Annotated in this window: 12 protein-coding genes; 4 read left to right on the top strand and 8 right to left on the bottom strand. The window is 42.5% G+C overall.

Going from position 1 to position 18,053, the window contains the following annotated elements:
- Nucleotides 1–39: 39 nt before the first annotated feature.
- The 8 genes from MHB64_RS11355 to MHB64_RS11320 all read right to left on the bottom strand — a co-directional run bounded on the left by MHB64_RS11355 (nt 40) and on the right by MHB64_RS11320 (nt 11,745).
- A complete protein-coding gene (locus MHB64_RS11355) occupies nt 40–3,198 on the bottom strand; it encodes a beta-galactosidase (RefSeq protein WP_341134443.1) in 3,159 nt (1,052 codons plus the stop codon).
- Nucleotides 3,195–4,514 (bottom strand): glycoside hydrolase family 125 protein, encoded by a 1,320-nt coding sequence (locus tag MHB64_RS11350; protein WP_341134442.1) that lies wholly within the window; start codon nt 4,512–4,514, stop codon nt 3,195–3,197. Before MHB64_RS11350 ends, MHB64_RS11355 begins: the two co-directional genes overlap by 4 nt.
- Nucleotides 4,501–4,659 carry a hypothetical protein gene (locus tag MHB64_RS11345; RefSeq protein WP_341108997.1) on the bottom strand — a complete coding sequence of 53 codons (159 nt, stop codon included), beginning with the start codon at nt 4,657–4,659 and terminating at the stop codon, nt 4,501–4,503. The genes MHB64_RS11350 and MHB64_RS11345 overlap by 14 nt, the downstream gene beginning before the upstream one ends.
- Nucleotides 4,638–6,155, bottom strand: coding sequence for an ABC transporter substrate-binding protein (locus MHB64_RS11340; RefSeq protein WP_094869367.1), 1,518 nt, complete (start codon nt 6,153–6,155; stop codon nt 4,638–4,640). Before MHB64_RS11340 ends, MHB64_RS11345 begins: the two co-directional genes overlap by 22 nt.
- 86 nt (nt 6,156–6,241) lie before the next feature.
- A complete protein-coding gene (locus tag MHB64_RS11335) occupies nt 6,242–7,165 on the bottom strand; it encodes a carbohydrate ABC transporter permease (RefSeq protein ID WP_094869368.1) in 924 nt (307 codons plus the stop codon).
- Nucleotides 7,166–7,184: 19 nt separating this feature from the next.
- The gene (locus MHB64_RS11330) at nt 7,185–8,066 is read right to left on the bottom strand and encodes an ABC transporter permease (RefSeq protein WP_445671637.1); all 882 of its coding nucleotides are present in this window, start codon (nt 8,064–8,066) and stop codon (nt 7,185–7,187) included.
- A gap of 296 nt (nt 8,067–8,362) precedes the next feature.
- Complete coding sequence (locus tag MHB64_RS11325; protein ID WP_341134440.1) at nt 8,363–9,931, bottom strand: response regulator transcription factor; 1,569 nt, start codon at nt 9,929–9,931, stop codon at nt 8,363–8,365.
- Entirely contained in the window at nt 9,931–11,745 is a 1,815-nt protein-coding gene (locus tag MHB64_RS11320) for a sensor histidine kinase (protein WP_094869370.1), read from the bottom strand. The genes MHB64_RS11325 and MHB64_RS11320 overlap by 1 nt, the downstream gene beginning before the upstream one ends.
- 249 nt (nt 11,746–11,994) lie before the next feature.
- On the opposite strand from MHB64_RS11320, the gene MHB64_RS11315 reads away from it, so the two are divergent.
- The 4 genes from MHB64_RS11315 to MHB64_RS11300 all read left to right on the top strand — a co-directional run bounded on the left by MHB64_RS11315 (nt 11,995) and on the right by MHB64_RS11300 (nt 18,024).
- A complete protein-coding gene (locus tag MHB64_RS11315) occupies nt 11,995–15,126 on the top strand; it encodes an alpha-mannosidase (RefSeq protein WP_341134439.1) in 3,132 nt (1,043 codons plus the stop codon).
- Between the two features lie 168 nt (nt 15,127–15,294).
- On the top strand, nt 15,295–16,485 hold the full coding sequence (locus tag MHB64_RS11310; protein ID WP_256990309.1) for a pectinacetylesterase family protein: 1,191 nt from the start codon (nt 15,295–15,297) through the stop codon (nt 16,483–16,485).
- Between the two features lie 44 nt (nt 16,486–16,529).
- On the top strand, nt 16,530–17,150 hold the full coding sequence (locus MHB64_RS11305) for a TetR/AcrR family transcriptional regulator (protein WP_094869373.1): 621 nt from the start codon (nt 16,530–16,532) through the stop codon (nt 17,148–17,150).
- 94 nt (nt 17,151–17,244) lie between these two features.
- Nucleotides 17,245–18,024 carry an AraC family transcriptional regulator gene (locus tag MHB64_RS11300; protein WP_094869374.1) on the top strand — a complete coding sequence of 260 codons (780 nt, stop codon included), beginning with the start codon at nt 17,245–17,247 and terminating at the stop codon, nt 18,022–18,024.
- The last annotated feature ends 29 nt before the right edge of the window (nt 18,025–18,053 follow it).

Below are 18,053 nucleotides of genomic sequence, written 5' to 3'. Positions count from 1 at the left end.
AGACCTCCTTATATACAATACGTTTCTCTACTAATATGCTTAATGTAGTAGCTGTGGATAAGTTACATGGATTTCTACTTCCTGCGGGCGATACACGCCAAGCAGATTTCCTTTAGTATCCGTAGCGAACAGGACAGAACGTTCCTGTTCTAATAGGAATGCGTAGGTCCGGCCAGTAGCCGAATCCATTACCTCTATGTTCACATCCTGAGCATATTCCGACACGAAGGTGAACAGCGCCCCCGTATCAAAGCTCAATTTCCGTCCATAGATGCCTGCTAAGTTCCCACCACTAATCCATTCCAAATCACACTCCACACGAGCAGAAGTCATCGCGTAGCTGTACAGTGCAGCTGTAGTGTCACTTCGGTCGCTCAATTCAACGGGCAGTGGACTCCATAGGAGCCGGCCTTTGCCGAGTGGAATATTCACGACAGTATCTATGGCAGAACTTCCACTTCCGCCGGATTCGTGAATCATCGTTTCCTTCGATACCTCAGCAATCCGCCGGTGACCGAAGGAGACGGGTAGTTCTTGACCTTGAAGGCTAAGCACTTCTTCACGGCGCACATTACGCAATTCACGCTTGCCGAGAATATCACTAAAACGCTCTGAAGAACGCCAGTAAGCATCAATGTCGAGCGGGCCTGTAGCAAGTAATACCGCACCTGTTGCTTCAACGATGCGTAACAGCCTTTCCATCGCTGCATCATCGAAGTTATGCGCGCTTGGCAGCATAATAAGCTTCACAGGGTGCTTCTCCAAATCATTTAAGTGGTATTCAGAAACCCCTCTGAAAGGCATCTTCAGATCATATGAAAGAATACGGGTAAGCTCTGTTGTAGCAGCGAAAGCCAGCTTCCGGTTAGAGAAATCATTCGAATACGGAAACACCACAGCGATCTCTTCCAGTTTCCGATCTCCAAATACGTCACGAATGCCCTCTATAAACTTCCCGAAGTCATAAGAGACATCCGCCTCTGGCTTTTCGGTTCCATCTGCTCTCAATGCTCCGATATGGGACTCATTCGCATTATCCATATAGAAGTTCGTATTCCAAATCCAGTGTATGGCCCCCGCACCAGCAGTTCCAAACGCATAGGCATATTTGCGTTCGAGCAGATTTCGCAGCTCTAGCTCCGAACGTTTGGCTCGTCCATCAGGAGTTTCTACATACATGACGCCGGTTTCTTGAATCAGGTTTGGCTTATTAGGCGTCTTGGCAAAGATGCCATCCCACACCAGATAATCATTAAACCACCAGGAATGTACAGTGGTGTAATCCACCGCCTCCTCGTAGAAGAACGGCGAAGGTCGCTGTGCCCCTAGCCCTTCATCCTGCCCAACCGTAACCATCTGATCTGGACATTGCTCCTTAATGGTGTCATATAACTGCTTCACCCACCGGTTATGCATATCCATAGAGAACAAGCAATAATCAAGCCAACGTGTCCCTCTTTTAGCGCTGTGCATATCCTGTACATCGAAGTTCATCTCTTTCGCTTCTGGCAGCCCTGCCGATGCAAAGTCTGGAAGCAGTGCGGGTGTCATATTCCAACGTTCCTGTAGCACTTCGATTTCCCCATGTCTATGCCGAAGCCATTCTATAAAAGCTTGTTGCTCGAAGCGATCATGACATGAACTCGGACCCTCCGAGAAAATCCGTGCCGGATCAAACATCGACGGTTCATTAATAAGATCCCAATCTACATTCGAAGACGCTTTATGACGAGATACAATAGAACGAATGAACCGCTTCTGAGCCTCAACACTTTGGGGGTCCAAGTAAGGATTTACACCACCCCACGTTTCCGGTGTGAAGGAGAAGAACGTGAAAGTCACCTGAAGATCATGCTTCTTCGCCGTCATGATAAAGGCATCAATCGCTCGCAGTACCTCTTCTGAAACATGACCATCGTCTTGCATCACATTGCGATAAGCCGTCCAGATTCCTGTTCGGATCCAGTTAATCCCTGCCTTCCGCATTTGATCCATATCGCGATCCCATACCCCGACGTTCGGCAGAAATAGAAATTTCCGTGCCACATCACTCGTCATATATGTCATCCCCACAACAGGTAGCGGACGCCCATCTTTTATGAAATAATCTCTTCCACTCGTTACCGGTTGACCTGCTGCAAGAAGTTCAGGGGCATGCCCCCAGAACCCTTGACGAAGAATACGGACCTCACCATCACTGGCTTCCGCTTCGCAGATCACTTGGAACAGACCGCTCCTAATTTCCAGAGGAATAGGCACCCGAACGATGTTAAGCTCAGCATTAGCCTTCATCTCCAAACTGTGGGACCAACGCAAGGAGGGATCGGATTCATGCTCAACATGCATTGTTAACTTCCATTTGTCTTCATTTCGCAAAGAAGGTTTTACCCGCTCAAGCTGCTGAATCTGAAGTGTCAGAGAAGCGCGTTCTCCTGGCTCATATGATGCGTAATTTGGCTTAACCCACATTTCCGTTACACCCTTACTGCAGAAACGAACCCACTCAGACATCGCGGACAGCCCTTTTTCCTTCCATAAAGAAGACGTTGCAGCCGTATTTACGAACAACCAGCGTGAGCCTGCAAATAAACCAATCGTATTCTCCCAAAGAACTACTGGAGCGGCAGTTTCCCGGCCCTCATGCGTAATTCCCTTCAAAAGCGGGTAAATGCGTGTGCTCATCGGACCTGCCGACCCCATTTGATGGGGCAAATCACTCGTCTTCGTCGTATGTGGCACAAGGTTCCATGTCTCTTCACTCGCTGAAAAGAGAGCTTCTTGACCCTTAAGCAAAGGAATGACATCTGATGCTAGCAAGGATTGATTACGAGAACAATCAACACGTAATGCCTCATGAATATACAGCTCTTGATGATATGAAGTCTGCTCCGCTTCCACATGCCATTGTTCATTTTTCCAGCGAACGGGTTGTTTGAAGGGGGCGCCTCCAATGCTGATCAGCCCGCCACCTCTCTGCAAATATCCAAGAATGTCTATCCATGCCGCTTTTGGGAAATAGGGTGCATGCAGATTAATGAAACAGCCGCCTTCGGTTTCCCTAAGCGCTGCTGCAAGCTGATCTCCATTCACAATCGTACCGAACTCACGCATGGATTTAATCGCATCGCTAGGAATCGAATTCGAAATCGGAAAATCAGAATCATAGAATATAATTACAGGTCTGTTAGGGCTGCTCATAGTAGTCCTTCCTTCATCGCTTTATAGACGAGTTGGGAGAACAGACTATTGGACCAAGCGAACCATTTCCTAGTGAATATATTCGGGTCATCGACATGAAATCCTTCATGCATAAAACCAGTCCCCGCATCAGTTGACTCTAGCATCGCAAGCATGTCCAGCTTCTCTTCCTTCGTAGAAGCCGTCAAACCTTGCATAGACAATGCCATATGCCAGATATAATCTTTCGGAGTATGTGGACTGCCAATCCCTTTCGCTGCGGTTCCTTCAAAGTAAAAAGGATTCTCCTTGCTCAGCGCAAATCGGCGTGTATTCTGATAAATCTCATCCTCTGCCGTAACATAGCCGAGATAAGGAATCGACATGAGTCCCGGTGTTCCCGCATCATCCATCATGCAGTAGTTGCCATACCCATCGGTCTCGTAGGCGTAGATTGGACCAAACTTAGGATGACGGTAAATCCCATACAGCTTGATGCCATGATCAATGTCCGCTTCTAATGCTTTAAGCTCTTTTAGAAATTCAAGATCACGGAATACCCATTCTGCGAATTCCTGCATATGACGTAAGGCAACAACGGCGAACATATTCCCCGGGATATTGTAATGGAAGTCGCAAGCATCATCGCTTGATCGGAACCCTGACCAGACCATACCCGTGTAATTTACAGGCATACCAAGGCCGTTGTTGCGCAGCGTATCTTCAGGAATTCCGTTATTACGCGTAAAACGGTATGGAGATAATTCGTTATGGCGCTGTTCAGTTTTAAATAAGTTGAATATTTTGACCATTGCTGCCTTAAATCCGGCGTCGAATATATCAGTCTTCCCCGTTTCTTTCCAATAGGCATAAGCCAGACGCATAGAAAAACAGAGAGAATCGATCTCGAATTTACGTTCCCACACCCAAGGGGACATTTCCGTAATATCGCTAGTGCTCCAATGCCAGTCATTTGCTGTTTCGTTAAACGCATTGGCGTACGGATCAATATGTATATACTGAATATGTCGTTTAATTAGACCGCTAATGATACGTTGAAGATCCGGGTCATTCTTCGCAAATGGCACATAGTGCATAACCTGCTCTACAGAATCCCGCAACCAGGAAGCAGGGATATCACCAGTAATGATGAATGTTGTTCCATCATCCATGAGCTTAGTCGTTGTCTCAAGTGTATTCGGGAAGCAGTTCTTGAAGAGCTGCAGTAGTTTAGGCCGATGAGCTAATTTCTCCTCTGCTTCGTTCAATACCTCTTGAATCGCTTGTGGAAGCGGAAGCTTCGGCATTGAGATCGTTGGCAGTCTAAATTGTTCCATATTCCCACTCCTCTTGATAAAAATGAGTATAGATAGAGAGACGGGCAGCATAGCTGCCCGTCTCCACTAATCCTATTTGTGTTACCTTTAGATTAATCGTAGGCGTTTTGTTACGTTCAAAGCTTATTTCTTTGTCTGGTTCCACTCATCAAGTTGCTTTTGAACTTCAGCAATGACTTTTTCCAGTCCAGCTTCTTTAAATTTCTTGGTTGCTTTTGGCAGATATGTTTTAGGATCAACAGAACCTGTGTATAGCGCTGGCATAAATTCTTTAGTTACGTTGTTGATGGCTGCTACTTCTGTTTTTACAGGTGTAGGGTCAAATGCAAAACCGAAGGTAGGGGCTTCTTTTGAAGAATCATTAAACTTCTTGAAAGCATCCCATTTATCAGCAGGGTCATCTGCATGCAGATAAGTCAGTAACATATTTCCAAGCGTGAAGCCTGGCATTGCATAGCTATCTTGCATAGCTGGCAGATCTTCAATGACATTTTCGGAGATTTTCTTATAATGAGTGCCTTCAATACCATAGTTGAGCAAGTTGCGTAAGTACTTATCTGTGTTCAAAAGATTCAAGAACATCATAGCCCGTTCAGGATCACCTGAGGTTACGGAAATAGCGTGCATCGAACCTGCGGCGGATTGTGTATATACATAAGGCTCATGCATAGGCGAAGTTACAATTTCATAACCTGCTGAACGAGACCAACCTTTTTCTGCATAAGGCTGTGTGATTTCGCGATCGGCAAACCATTTACCTGTCTTAATGTTATCAATACCTTCAAGGGTTGCAACGTCTGGACGTAAGTAACCTGCTGTGTAAAGTCTACGCATCGTATCTAACGATGTTGCAAGTTCAGGTGTCTCCAGAATATTAACAACCTTGCCATCTGTGGAATCCATATAGACCCCGATAGGTAACTCATCACCTAGTACATAGTCAAATGGCATGAATGGTTTAAAGCCTTTTGGAACAGCTAGCGGTGTAATATCCGCAGGCTCATTCTCTTTAATTGTTTTAAGAAGTGGCTCTAGATCATCCAATGTACGAATATTGGAAATGTCCATGTTGTATTTATCAACATATTTCTTATTGAAGCGCCATACCCATTGCTGCCCAAGCTCCTTATTTACAGGAACACCGTAGATCTCACCTTTAATCTTAGTTCCTTCTAAGAAACGAGGGTCCAAAACTTCTTTCGTTTCCTTTCCATACTTATCTAGCAAATCGTTCAGACCCAAGAAGGTACCATTAGCTGCGTTACGGCGGAAATCATTTGTCCAAGAAGAGGTAAAGGCAATGTCATAAGGCTCACCAGAAGCGGTGATGACTTGCATCTTCTTATCGTAATCGCCCCAATCGAACATCGTAATGTTCAACGTCGCATTAATTTTTTCTTGGGTATATTTATTAACTTCTTTTAGTACAAGATCCAAATCCTTTTGAGGTCCACCAATTAAATACATCTTCAGCTCATATGGCTTTAATCCCGATGTATTCTCTGCTGAATTCCCTGCAGCCGCTGAATTGTTTGTTTCTTTAGCAGCATTTGTATTATTATTCGAACCACATCCAGCAAGAAGGCCAGACAAAAGCATTGTTCCTACAAGAGCCAGCGTTAAACTTTTTTTCGCTTTCATTTCTATTTTCCCCCTTTAGATTAATTAACTTTTTATTTATATCGTTTCCTAGTACTAGCGATTCGAATAAATACATCATAATAACGTTACTCTTTTAAAGAGCCTACGGTTAAGCCTTGTACAAAATATTTTTGGAAGAAAGGATACGCTAGTGCTATAGGCAAGGTCGCCAGTACAACCATCGCCATACGAACGGTTTCTGTCGGCAAGGTCGCAGCAATCTCAAAGCTTGATCCCATCTGCATACTGTTCTGAATGACGAACTCCATATTATTCTGGATTCGCATCAGCATCGCTTGGAGCGGTACAAGACTCGCATCATCTATATACAGCAGCGCATTAAACCAATCATTCCAATAGCCCAGCGTACAGAACAATCCAATCGTTGCAATCCCTGGTAAAGAGATCGGAAGTACAATTTGCAGGAACGTCCGAAACTCCCCTGAACCGTCAATTTTAGCTGCCTCAATAAGTGCATCAGGCACTGAAGTCTGGAAGAAGGTCCGCATTACTAGAATAAAGAATGCATTCATCGCTATTGGCAATATCAAAGCCCAGATCGTGTTGTACAAATGTAAAAACTGCGTTGCTACGATATAGTTTGGAACCATACCGCCTGAGAATAACATCGTAAAAAAGGCGAAGAAGCTGAAAAAATTACGATAGCGGAATGATCTTCGAGAAAGAACATAGGCGTAAGTTGTAATTAGAAATAAGCTAATGAGCGTACCTAGTACAGTAACAAGTAAGGTGACTCCAAAGGAACGAAATAACTGATCTCCTGTGTTAAAAACAAACTGATATGCCGCCATACTAAATTTTTCTGGAATTAAGCTAAATCCATTTAAAGCGAGGACTTTCTCATCTGTAAAAGAAATGGCTATGACAAACAAGAACGGAAACACACAGGTAAAAGCGAAAATTCCTATCACAATATTGAGTACCACATTCCAAAAAGGAGTAATGGCGTTGTTGTCGACTTCTTTCGGCTTACGTTTGAATACTTCCATAACGTCAATTGACTCCTTTCTAGAATATCGCGTTTTCTTTGCTGATTTTTTTCACAATAGAATTCGTTACAATTACCATGATAAATCCGACGATTGATTGATATAGACCCGCTGCTGTACTCATCCCTAGGTTTCCTGTCGTACTCATGCTTCGATAGATATAAGTATCGATAACATTCGTTACGGAATATAGAACACCGGAATCCCGAGGAATTTGATAGAATAGACCGAAGTCAGATCTGAAAATACCACCAATCGCAAGAATCGTTAGCGTTACCATTAAAGGTTTAAGCAAGGGAAGTGTAATAAACTTAATTTGCTGCCATTTGCTGGCCCCATCAATCATAGCTGCTTCATAATAGGACTTGTCGATACCCGCAATAGCCGCTAAGTAAACAACACTTGAATAACCAATTGATTTCCAAATCCCCATGAAAATTAGGATATATGGCCAAAAGCGAGTATCCCCATACCAGGAAACAGGATCGCCTCCAAAGTACGTAATCACTTGATTCAAGATCCCTTTATCTACATTTAGGAAGCTGAATGTAAAGAAACTAATAATTACCCAAGAAAGGAAATAAGGCATAAACATCGCCGTTTGATAAACTTTGGCCGTCCGTTTGTTCACAAGTTCATTCAAGGTGATCGCAATGCCCACCGCAAGAACTAAACCGAGAGAGATCAACGCCAAGTTATACAGTATCGTGTTTCTTGTAATAATATAGGCGTCTTCCGTCGAGAACAAAAAGTTGAAATTTTCAATGCCAACCCATTTACTATTTAAAACGCTTGCAAAGAAACCGTCCCGATGAATCTTGAAATCCTTAAATGCAATAATGGTTCCGAACATTGGTAAGTAACAAAAAATTAGGAACCATATTGTCCCTGGTAATACCATAAACCACAGTACTTTATCCTTATTTAAGCTTTTGAAAAATGCAGACACTATTCTACATCCCCCTTCTCTATCCCCAAACAATCCCCGTAATACCCTTTCGATCTTATTTCCTTGCCCCTTTAACTATCTTTTATTCTGGGCTATAAAAGCGGTTTCATAAAGTTGAAAAACTCCAGAATGATATGTAAAAATTAAAGATCGACCTATGATTTGAACAAAAAAAAAGGAAACATTCTCGTGACCAACGTTCGTGAACCCTCCACTTGAACGTGACACCCGGGAACATTTCCTAAATCCTACGCCTTTTCTTTTTTATACATCTTTCGAAGTTCTGTTGGAGATATGCCTACTGATTTTTTGAACTGGCGATAAAAATACGCTGGATCTAAATATCCTACTTCAGCTGCAATTTCATTGGTTAATAACGTAGTTTGAAGCAGCAATTGTCTTGCTTTTTCAATTCGGAATTGATTCACATAATCAGAGAAGCTTCGCCCCATCTCCTTCTGAAATAGCTGTCCCAAGTAAGTAGGATGCATATTCATTCGCTGACTGAGCGTCTTCAGAGATAGTTCTTCTCTATAATGTTTGCTCACTTGATCCACCATATATCTCATATTCGGACTGAGTTCATCACTCACTAGCGATAATTGGTCCAGCGTTTCATTCACACTTTCCTGCACATGATGAAGCAACTGCTCAATGGTATGGATGCGTAGCAAAGGATTAAACACCGCACTGAAATTACAGTTCTTCTCCATATTCTTAGCGATCAACATTAATTCAATCGCCACGTTGTAATTATCAATGCGTGTAATCACGCCACATCCGAACAGCTTTTGGAATGTTTCTGCGATAAATTGATTTGCCGCCTCACGCTCTCCAGATAATAATAGTTTAGTAAATGCTTCATAATCAATTTCGAGCTTTTCCTCATGTAACACCATCTTCGACAGTTGGTCCACATCTATAATCGGGTAGCCCGGCAGCATCAGATGATCCACATATAAACTTTTCGCTTTTTTATAGCTTTGTGGTACTTCTTGAAAAGAATGTTCCTTACTTCCTATCGTAATCCAGACAGACTTTCCTAATTCATGCATAATCTCACATTGCACTTGTTGCAGCATGCAATACATTTCTTCTTTGTTCTCATCTTCAGCCGACTCCGCAACAATAAGAACAAGATCACCTTCCATATCTATAAATACAATAACTGTTCCGCGCTCGGCTACGGACTGCACTGCGATACGATAACATTCTTCCATAAGTTGATTAGGGTGCAGTTGACTCTCGTCCTCTTCATGTTCCGTAATAAGCCGAATCGCAGCCACCGTAAAACATGAACAGTCCAGAGAAATATTTAAGACGTTTGAACGATGCAATAGCTCCTGTCGATCTATATTTCCAGTGACCCAACGATTTAAAATATTGTTACGTAAAACTTGCTGATCCTCCTTCGCATGAAATTGTTCAACATCCTCATGATTGAGGACCTCAACAATTTGCTCAATGGTCGATTCCAATTCTTTTATATTAATGGGTTTAAGAATATAATTCTCAATGCCAAGACTCATTCCAGCTTTTAAATACTCAAATTGTTCATAGCCGCTTAAGATGATAAATCTCATTTTTGAATCAAAAGATTTAATTTGTTGAATGAGTTCAAGTCCCGTAAGCTTTGGCATCGTAATATCTGTAATTAATATGTCAATGGCTTCGTTATGGCTATGCAAAAATTCTAAAGCTTCTTCCCCATTACTCGCTTGCCCAGCGATTCTTAGTCCATAATCTTCCCATTCGATCACTGAACGTAATCCTTCAAGAATAAGAGGTTCATCATCCACAATAAGTATGTTGTGCATTATTTAATACTCTCCCTTACCACTGGTATATTCATGATGACTGATGTTCCTACACCTATCTCACTAGCAATCGATAATCCATATTCAACCCCATAATAAAGCTTAATTCGCTCATTCACATTACATAGTCCAAGCGAGGAAGGTGGTGCATCCATTCGCATACTGACTTGAAGTGTTTTTTGAAGTTCCGTTAGCTTGCTGGGAATAATCCCATTTCCGTTATCTCTAATAGCAATTTGAATGCTGCCGTCAGATTCAGTGACTTCAATGCGGATTAGGTTATCGGAGCGTTCGGGCCTAAATCCGTGGACAATATAATTTTCTATGACCGGCTGAATCAGCAGTTTAACGATAGAACAATTCATAGCCACTGGACTTATTCGCGACTCGATTTGAAGCTTATCTTTATGCCTAATCTGAAACAGCTCAAGATATAGATTGCAATATTCAATCTCATCAGCGATGGTAACAACCATACTTTTCTTAATCATCGTTCGGAATAACGTAGATAAAATGTAAATCATCTGACCTACATCCTTCGCACCTTGCGAAATAGCCCGCATCCTTATAGCTTCAAGCGTGTTATATAAAAAATGCGGATTAATCTGCGATTGAAGAGCAACGAGTTCTGCATTTTTTTGCGTAATTTCTGAAATGTAAACTTTATTAATATACAACTCTAGTCTTTCACACATATAGTTAAAATTGTTGGCAATGAGCTGCAATTCATCCTCTCGGTTAAGGTGAATGCGTGTACTTAAGTCGCCTTCCTGTAAGCGCTTCATAGATTTGACAATGATCTTCACTTTTTTAGAGAAACGTAAAATGATTCCGTATGTAATGGACATTGCCGCAACAATAAGTGCTGCCGTTATCCCGATAATCCAATTTCGTACTACCACCATTTCTTTATTGACCTGCGACTTCTGAATGATCCCTGCCACAATAAGACCTGAGCTATTCGTTGTATTTAAGTTAACTTTGGATAATCCATCCAGTGCAGTCCAGTTGTCTGAATAAAGACCAGCGATATGCGGATACTGCTGTCCCATATACCTTCCTAAGGAATCATATATGACATCACCGCTTGGTGTTAGAACCAACACTTGACCATTATTCTCTGTACCTTTCGTACCAAGCCATTTTGAAATAAGTTCAGCATCAAAATCTATAATGAGCATACCGATCGTTTTCAATGAAATCGGATCTTTAAGCTCCCTAGTCATCGTATACAAATTGTTATTGTCTTCCCTTATTTCCTTAAGTAATAATTTTTTCTCATGCGAAACCCAACCATTCTTGGGTATGGGTGATTTTTGCTCTGAAATATCTATATCTCTTTTGTAGAGCTGTCGTGTATTATTTTTATATAAATAATAAAATTCTTTCTCAGTGCTGTATAAGATAACGTCAGAAATACCACTTTTCTGATTCAAATATGTTTTGAAGTAAGTATCGAATGTATGGGGTACGAAGCTCCCAATCTCAGCAAACTGATCTAAACGATATTTTAGATAATCTCCATAATCATGTTGCAAAAAGTAGGACAAATCCTCACTTACAGAAGCATCACTATAAATTTGCTGGATGGCCAATTGGATCCCTTCGTACTGCTGATTCATATATAAACTCACGTAATCCAATACCTCTCGATTAGCATCAACATGTTGACGCGTGATCGTCTGTTCATAGTATTTATAAACGGTAATGGAAGAGGCAATGAGCGTAATAATGATGATGGATGAATATATAGCTAAAATTTTATTAAACAGTTTTTTTCGTAAATGATTTTGATAAAATTTCTTTATATTCAACAAATTCACCTTCCTTCAAAATCTAGACCTTTAGGATTAGAAGCTTAACACCACCTTTCTTTTTGTGCAATGGGAGCGCATTCATTTTTAGATGTAAATCTTTCTTCCCCGCATACTTTTTCTTTATCATGAGTTTACATCTCGCTTAAAATCGTCTATAGTTGGTTTCTACCCCCCAAACAAACCTGTAATTACCCTATAAGTCTTATAATCCTCGTCCCCCATCAAGATAATGGAGGGCTATTACTCATGTTTCTAACCAAACGTAAACTCAACTCCCAACTAAACGAGATTTCCGAATATCGTTACCGGGATCGAATACACATTCCTTTTTTCAATTCTATGATTGACGAACAAGGTGAAATTGCAGCGGAACCACCCGTGGATGGAGAATGGTCTAAGCTACAGGTTGGCGATACCTGGAAAGGCCGCGATTTGTATTTATGGCTAACGACACAGATAGACGTACCCGCCTCTTGGGCAGGACGCAGGGTACTGGGTCGATTTGATTTTGGCGAGACGGGTGCCGGAAACAACTCCGGCTTTGAATCTTTATTCTTTTACAATGGTAAACCCTATCAAGGCGTAGATTCCAATCATACAGAAGTGTTCTTGCCGGATGAAACGGTAGGTACGAAGCTTCCACTTACCTTCCGTTTATGGTCGGGACTTGAAGGTGGCGGTCCTAAAAAAGATCAAACCCATGGCATTCGTATGGCAGAAATTTGTTGGCTGGACGATGCAACGGATGATTTCTACTTTACTGCACTTGCTGTAGTTGAGACGCTGAACGTACTCGATTCAAAAACACCAGAATATACACAGCTGCTAAGCACAGTAGACCGCTCGTTTCTTCTGATTGACTGGACTCGTCCAGGTTCAGAGGTCTTCTACGCTTCGATCGAGGAAGCTCGTAATTATTTGCGTGATGAAATTAATAAAATGGAAAAGTCTTCGCCAGTTACTGTTACCTGTATTGGTCATACCCATATTGATGTAGCTTGGTTATGGCAATTGAAGCATACCCGTGAGAAATGTGCGCGTTCCTTCTCGACCGTACTCCGTCTGATGGAAATGTTCCCTGACTATACTTTTTTACAGACTCAACCTCAGCTCTATGAATACATCAAAAACGATTATCCAGAAATCTACGAGAAGATTCGTGAACGTGTAGCTGAAGGACGCTGGGAAGCTGGCGGTGGCATGTGGCTAGAGGCGGATTGTAACTTAACCTCAGGTGAGTCTCTTGTCCGTCAATTGCTATATGGTACTCGCTTCTTGCGAAATGAATTTGGTGTTGAATGTGATTATTTATGGCTGCCGGACGTATTTGGCTACAGCTGGTCCTTGCCACAAATTCTAAAAAAATCAGGAATTAATACGTTTATGACCACGAAAATTAGCTGGAATCAATACAACCGCATGCCACATGATACCTTCCAATGGCGTGGTATTGACGGCACTGAAGTATTAACACACTTCATTACAACACCTGAGCCTTGGTCTGAAGAAGATTCTTGGTTCTACACCTATAATGGCCGCATCATTCCTAAGACTGTAAAAGGGATTTGGGATACGTACCGGGACAAAGAAGTGAATCGCAATTTATTACTTTCTTACGGATATGGTGATGGCGGCGGAGGGGTTAACCGTGAAATGCTAGAGATGCGCCGTAGACTGAGCGATCTCCCAGGACTACCGAAGATTGAAACAGGAACAGCAGGAGATTACTTCCGTAATCTGCAAGAAACCGTTGCTAATACAGATCGTTATGTCCATGTATGGGATGGTGAGCTTTACTTAGAATATCACCGCGGCACGTACACTAGCCAAGCCTACAATAAGCGGATGAACCGCAAGCTTGAACTGCTATACCGCGAGGCGGAATGGCTAAACGCACTGCAAAGTGTGGTGTCTGAAGATTGGTCGAACTATCGTCAGACCGACTTAGACGAGGGCTGGAGAATTATTTTGCGTAACCAATTCCATGATATTATCCCTGGCTCTTCGATCCGTGAAGTGTATGAAGACAGTACGATTGAATATGCTCAAGCCGAAGCCATTGGTCAATCTGTATGGGAACAATCTACAAAGGCACTAGTGAACGGAAGTGAAGCCGGTAAATATACCATCTGGAACAATGCTTCTTGGGAAGTCACTGAGCTTGTAGAAATCGCAGTAGAGACTGGGATGGAAGCAGGACATTGGGTAAATTCAGAAGGTAAACAACTTCAAGCTCAACGTGAAGGTGACCGTTGGATCATTGAAGTGTCCGACATTCCTTCTCTCGGATACACCACCATCTCCTTCGTGACAGATGTGAATTCTGAGCCACTAAGCACTCCATTCAAGCTAAGTGAATCAGGAATTTCAACGCCTCATCTTGAAATAGTGTGGAACGAGAAAGGTCAATTGTCATCCATCTTTGATAAACACGAACAGCGTCAAGTATTAGCTAATGGAAGTCACGGTAATGTGTTCCAAGTGTTTGAGGATAAACCATTAGCACACGAAGCTTGGGACATTGACATCTATTATCAGCAAAAAATGCGCGAAGTGATCGACTGCACTAGCATTGAAGTCATAGAAAATGGTTCATTGCGTTGTATTGTGCAATTCACATGGAGCTATATGGATTCCACGATTAAACAGCAAATGATCTTACACGCTGGGCATCGTCGTATCGACTTCGTGACGAACGTAGACTGGCATGAGAAAAAACAACTAATGAAAGTAGCCTTCCCTGTTGCGATACGAGCTACCGAAGCCACTTATGATATCCAGTTCGGTAATGTTAAGCGGCCAACACATTGGAACACTAGCTGGGATTACGCTAGATTCGAGACTGTGGGTCATCAGTGGGCAGATTTATCAGATCGTGGTTATGGCGTCAGCTTGCTGAACGACTGCAAATATGGCTACGACATCAAGGATAATGTGATGCGTCTATCCCTAATCAAATCGGCAACACACCCTGACCCTGATGCGGATCAAGGCGAACATTCATTCACCTACTCTATCCTGCCTCATACTGGGGATTGGCTACAAGGTGATACCGTCCGTCAAGCCTGGTCTATCAACAATCCACTGCGGAGCACTATGGGGCAAGCTGAAGTAGAAACAAAGTCCATGATTCGTCTTTCTACGAGTACGGTTATGGTATCTGCCCTTAAGAAATCTGAAGATGGCCAAAAATTAGTCGTACGTGTTCACGACTATTCCGGAAGCCGCCAGCAGATTGATATGACGAGTGACTTGAACATTATTTCGTGGCAAGAATGTAATCTAATGGAACGTCCTGAAGGTGAGGTTCACACTGAACCTGTCATTACCTTTGTACTTGATCCTTACGAGATTAGAACATTTGAAATCGAAGTGTAGAATCTAATTAAATGAAGTAACATACAACATCGGGGTGTCCCTGTAGCCATGTATAAAAGGCTGCGAGGACTCCCCGTTTTTCGATTATGATTGTTTATTTTGAATTTAAGTATACACATTGCGCAATGAGTTAACGTAGCGTATACTCCAATTAAGGGAGAGATGTATATGAGAAGAATGGGGAAAATTACGATATTCACATGCATTGGATTATTGAGCCTTGCTATGATTGCTATTCTTGCGATTAGCGCTTTTGTGATCAAGAGACCGGCCACCGCCACCCCCGTAATCACGGAAGTGAAGCCTTATGAGTGGAATAAAGTCAAGCTGGACGGAAATGTCATTTCAAGTGATGGATCAGAGTATTTCATCTGGAATAAAAAGGGTGAAACTAATAACTGGATCATCTTTTTTTCCGGGGGAGGGGCCAGTTGGGATGCCCAAAGCGCCGCACACCCAATCAAGCTATTGAACTTCATTAAAGGTGGAGATACGGGAAACTATTTCCAGAACATCCCCTTCTATATGCTGACATTGCTGAGAGGCATGATGGATACGGATAACCCTGCCAATCCTTTTCATGGATGGAACGTGGTCTACCTTCCCTATTCGACGGGTGATTTCCATATCGGTAACCGTACGGTTGAATATAAAAAAGAGGACGGCAGCACCTTTACAATGCGTTATAACGGCAGTAATAATGTGCGAAGCAGCCTTGATTGGATATATGCCAACGTGGAAAAGCCCGGCAAACTGCTAATTGCAGGTGAAAGTGCTGGTGGATTCGGGTCCGCCTTCTGGGCTCCGGAGATCGCCTCTCATTACAAAGACTCCGAGATCTTCCAATATTCAGACAGTTCCTTCCTGAAATCAGACAAGTGGCCAAATGTTGTGAATAAGGAATGGCAGGCAGACTTCGTTAAGAACTTTGGATATACCCCCGAAGCTGATATCATCGGGGCAGCATTTAAAGCGAACGGTCATCTACTGCCTGCGAATGCGGTAATATTACAATCCTACTCTGTATTTGACGAGATTCTGATCCACTTTCAGAACAACATCAACGATTACAAAGGGCCCAGAGATCAACGCATTATTAATGAATGGTCACAGGAAATGCGGCAATCTGTATCTTCTTTGGCTGCCACTTTACCTAATTATTATTACTATCTGACCGACTATGGGCTAAATGCAAAGACGGGTACAACCCCGCACACTTTTGCAACCAGAGAGACCTTCTTTCAGGCTGAACAAGATGGTGTGAAACTGCTGAAATGGCTAGGTGATGCAGTCAACCATCAGAATCCCTATTCCGTGGGCAGCAAGTTCCTCATGACGTCGAAGCCAGCTCAGAAATAGCTTAGAATTAGCGAAATACTCGCACAAGGCAGGAGAGAAAATTAATGAATTTGCGTGAAAAGCAGATGCAAATGACGAGGGAGATCATTAAGGATACAGCGCTCAGCTTGTTCTGTGCTCAAGGTATTGAACGTACGGATATGGCTCAAATTGCAGAACAAGCCGGGGTCTCCCGGCGCACTTTGTATCATCATTATAAGGACAAAGAAGAATTAGCCGCTCAAATCTATGTCCTTAACCTGGAGCGGATGTTTGGCCAGCTGCTGTTTGATTTTGATTTTGAACAGCCGGTACAATCACTAGAGAACATTCTGGATAAATATTTGGCGCTAAGAGATCATCAGGAGTCACTGATTTACTATGATGCCATTTTTGGAGTTTACTACAGCACGCTTTCTAAGAATCCTGCAGAACTGCCTGACTTTAAGAAGGCTATGGAAGGCTGGTATTCGCGACTTATACTGCTTGACACAATAACAGTGGCTCCAGAGGAAAAAAATAAGTGGCTGAACATTCTGCAGAAGTCCACCCACCTGTATTTCATGTATTTACAAAAAGCCGTTATTATTACGCATCAGCGGGGCGGTATGGTTACGGAGGAAGACCGGGCAACGGACCGACAATTCAAGGATTTCATTATGCATGGCGTACGGCATTCCCAATGATTAAAAGAGTCTTTTCGTTATAGGTTTCATTTCGGTATAATATACCAATCGGTATTGGTGCGGCTCTAGTTATATGGAAGGAGCAATGGCTGAAATGGACATTGGCAAATATGAGAATCTAGTTCCGAATGTTTTTTTGTTCGTCGACCGCAGATCCTTCCCGGATTGGGAGATAACGAGGAGCAAAATAGATTTCCATGACCTTACCTTCATTGTGGAAGGGAAATCGAACTATTTTATTAATGGGGAGAAATTTACGGTTGAAGCTGGTGATATGCTCTATGCACCTTCCGGAAGTATTCGGGAAGCGCAGACCTTTAAGGAAGCACCCATGCGTTCTTTTGCGTTTAATTTCTTCTGGGAGGGGGCGGACAATCATGTGCAGCTCCCTTTTGAGACTGTAACAAAAAATTGGAGAACTAAAGAGATCCTAGCAGACATCAAAGATTTCTCGCATGTATGGATGGGCAAACAGGCTTTTTATAAAATGAAGGCCAGAGCCATTTTTCAACTGATCGTGTATCGCCTGTTAAGCATAACCCACCATCAAGAGACACCTCTAATCGATCTGAGAATCCAAAAAGTAATGACCTATATTATGGATCATTATTCGGAGGAAGTTACGATCAAGGAACTAGCTGATTTGGTTGCCTTAAATTCTGTATATCTTGGCAAGCTGTTCAAGCAAAACACCGGTTCCACCTATAAGGAATTCATAAATAAAGTACGGGTGAACAATGCCGAGATGATTCTGTCCGCAGGTGGCTTCAATGTGTCCGAAGTAGCAGAGCACTGTGGTTATCAAGATGTCGCCTACTTCAGTAATGTTTTCAAAAATATCAAGGGTTATCCTCCGTCATCTGCCTTGAAATAACGGAGGACCCTGAAGCATTCGTGGATTCA

The sequence above is a fragment of the Paenibacillus sp. FSL K6-2859 genome (assembly GCF_038008265.1).
GTDB lineage: Bacteria > Bacillota > Bacilli > Paenibacillales > Paenibacillaceae > Paenibacillus_AQ > Paenibacillus_AQ nitricinens.
This window is presented reverse-complemented; position numbering and strand designations above follow the sequence as displayed.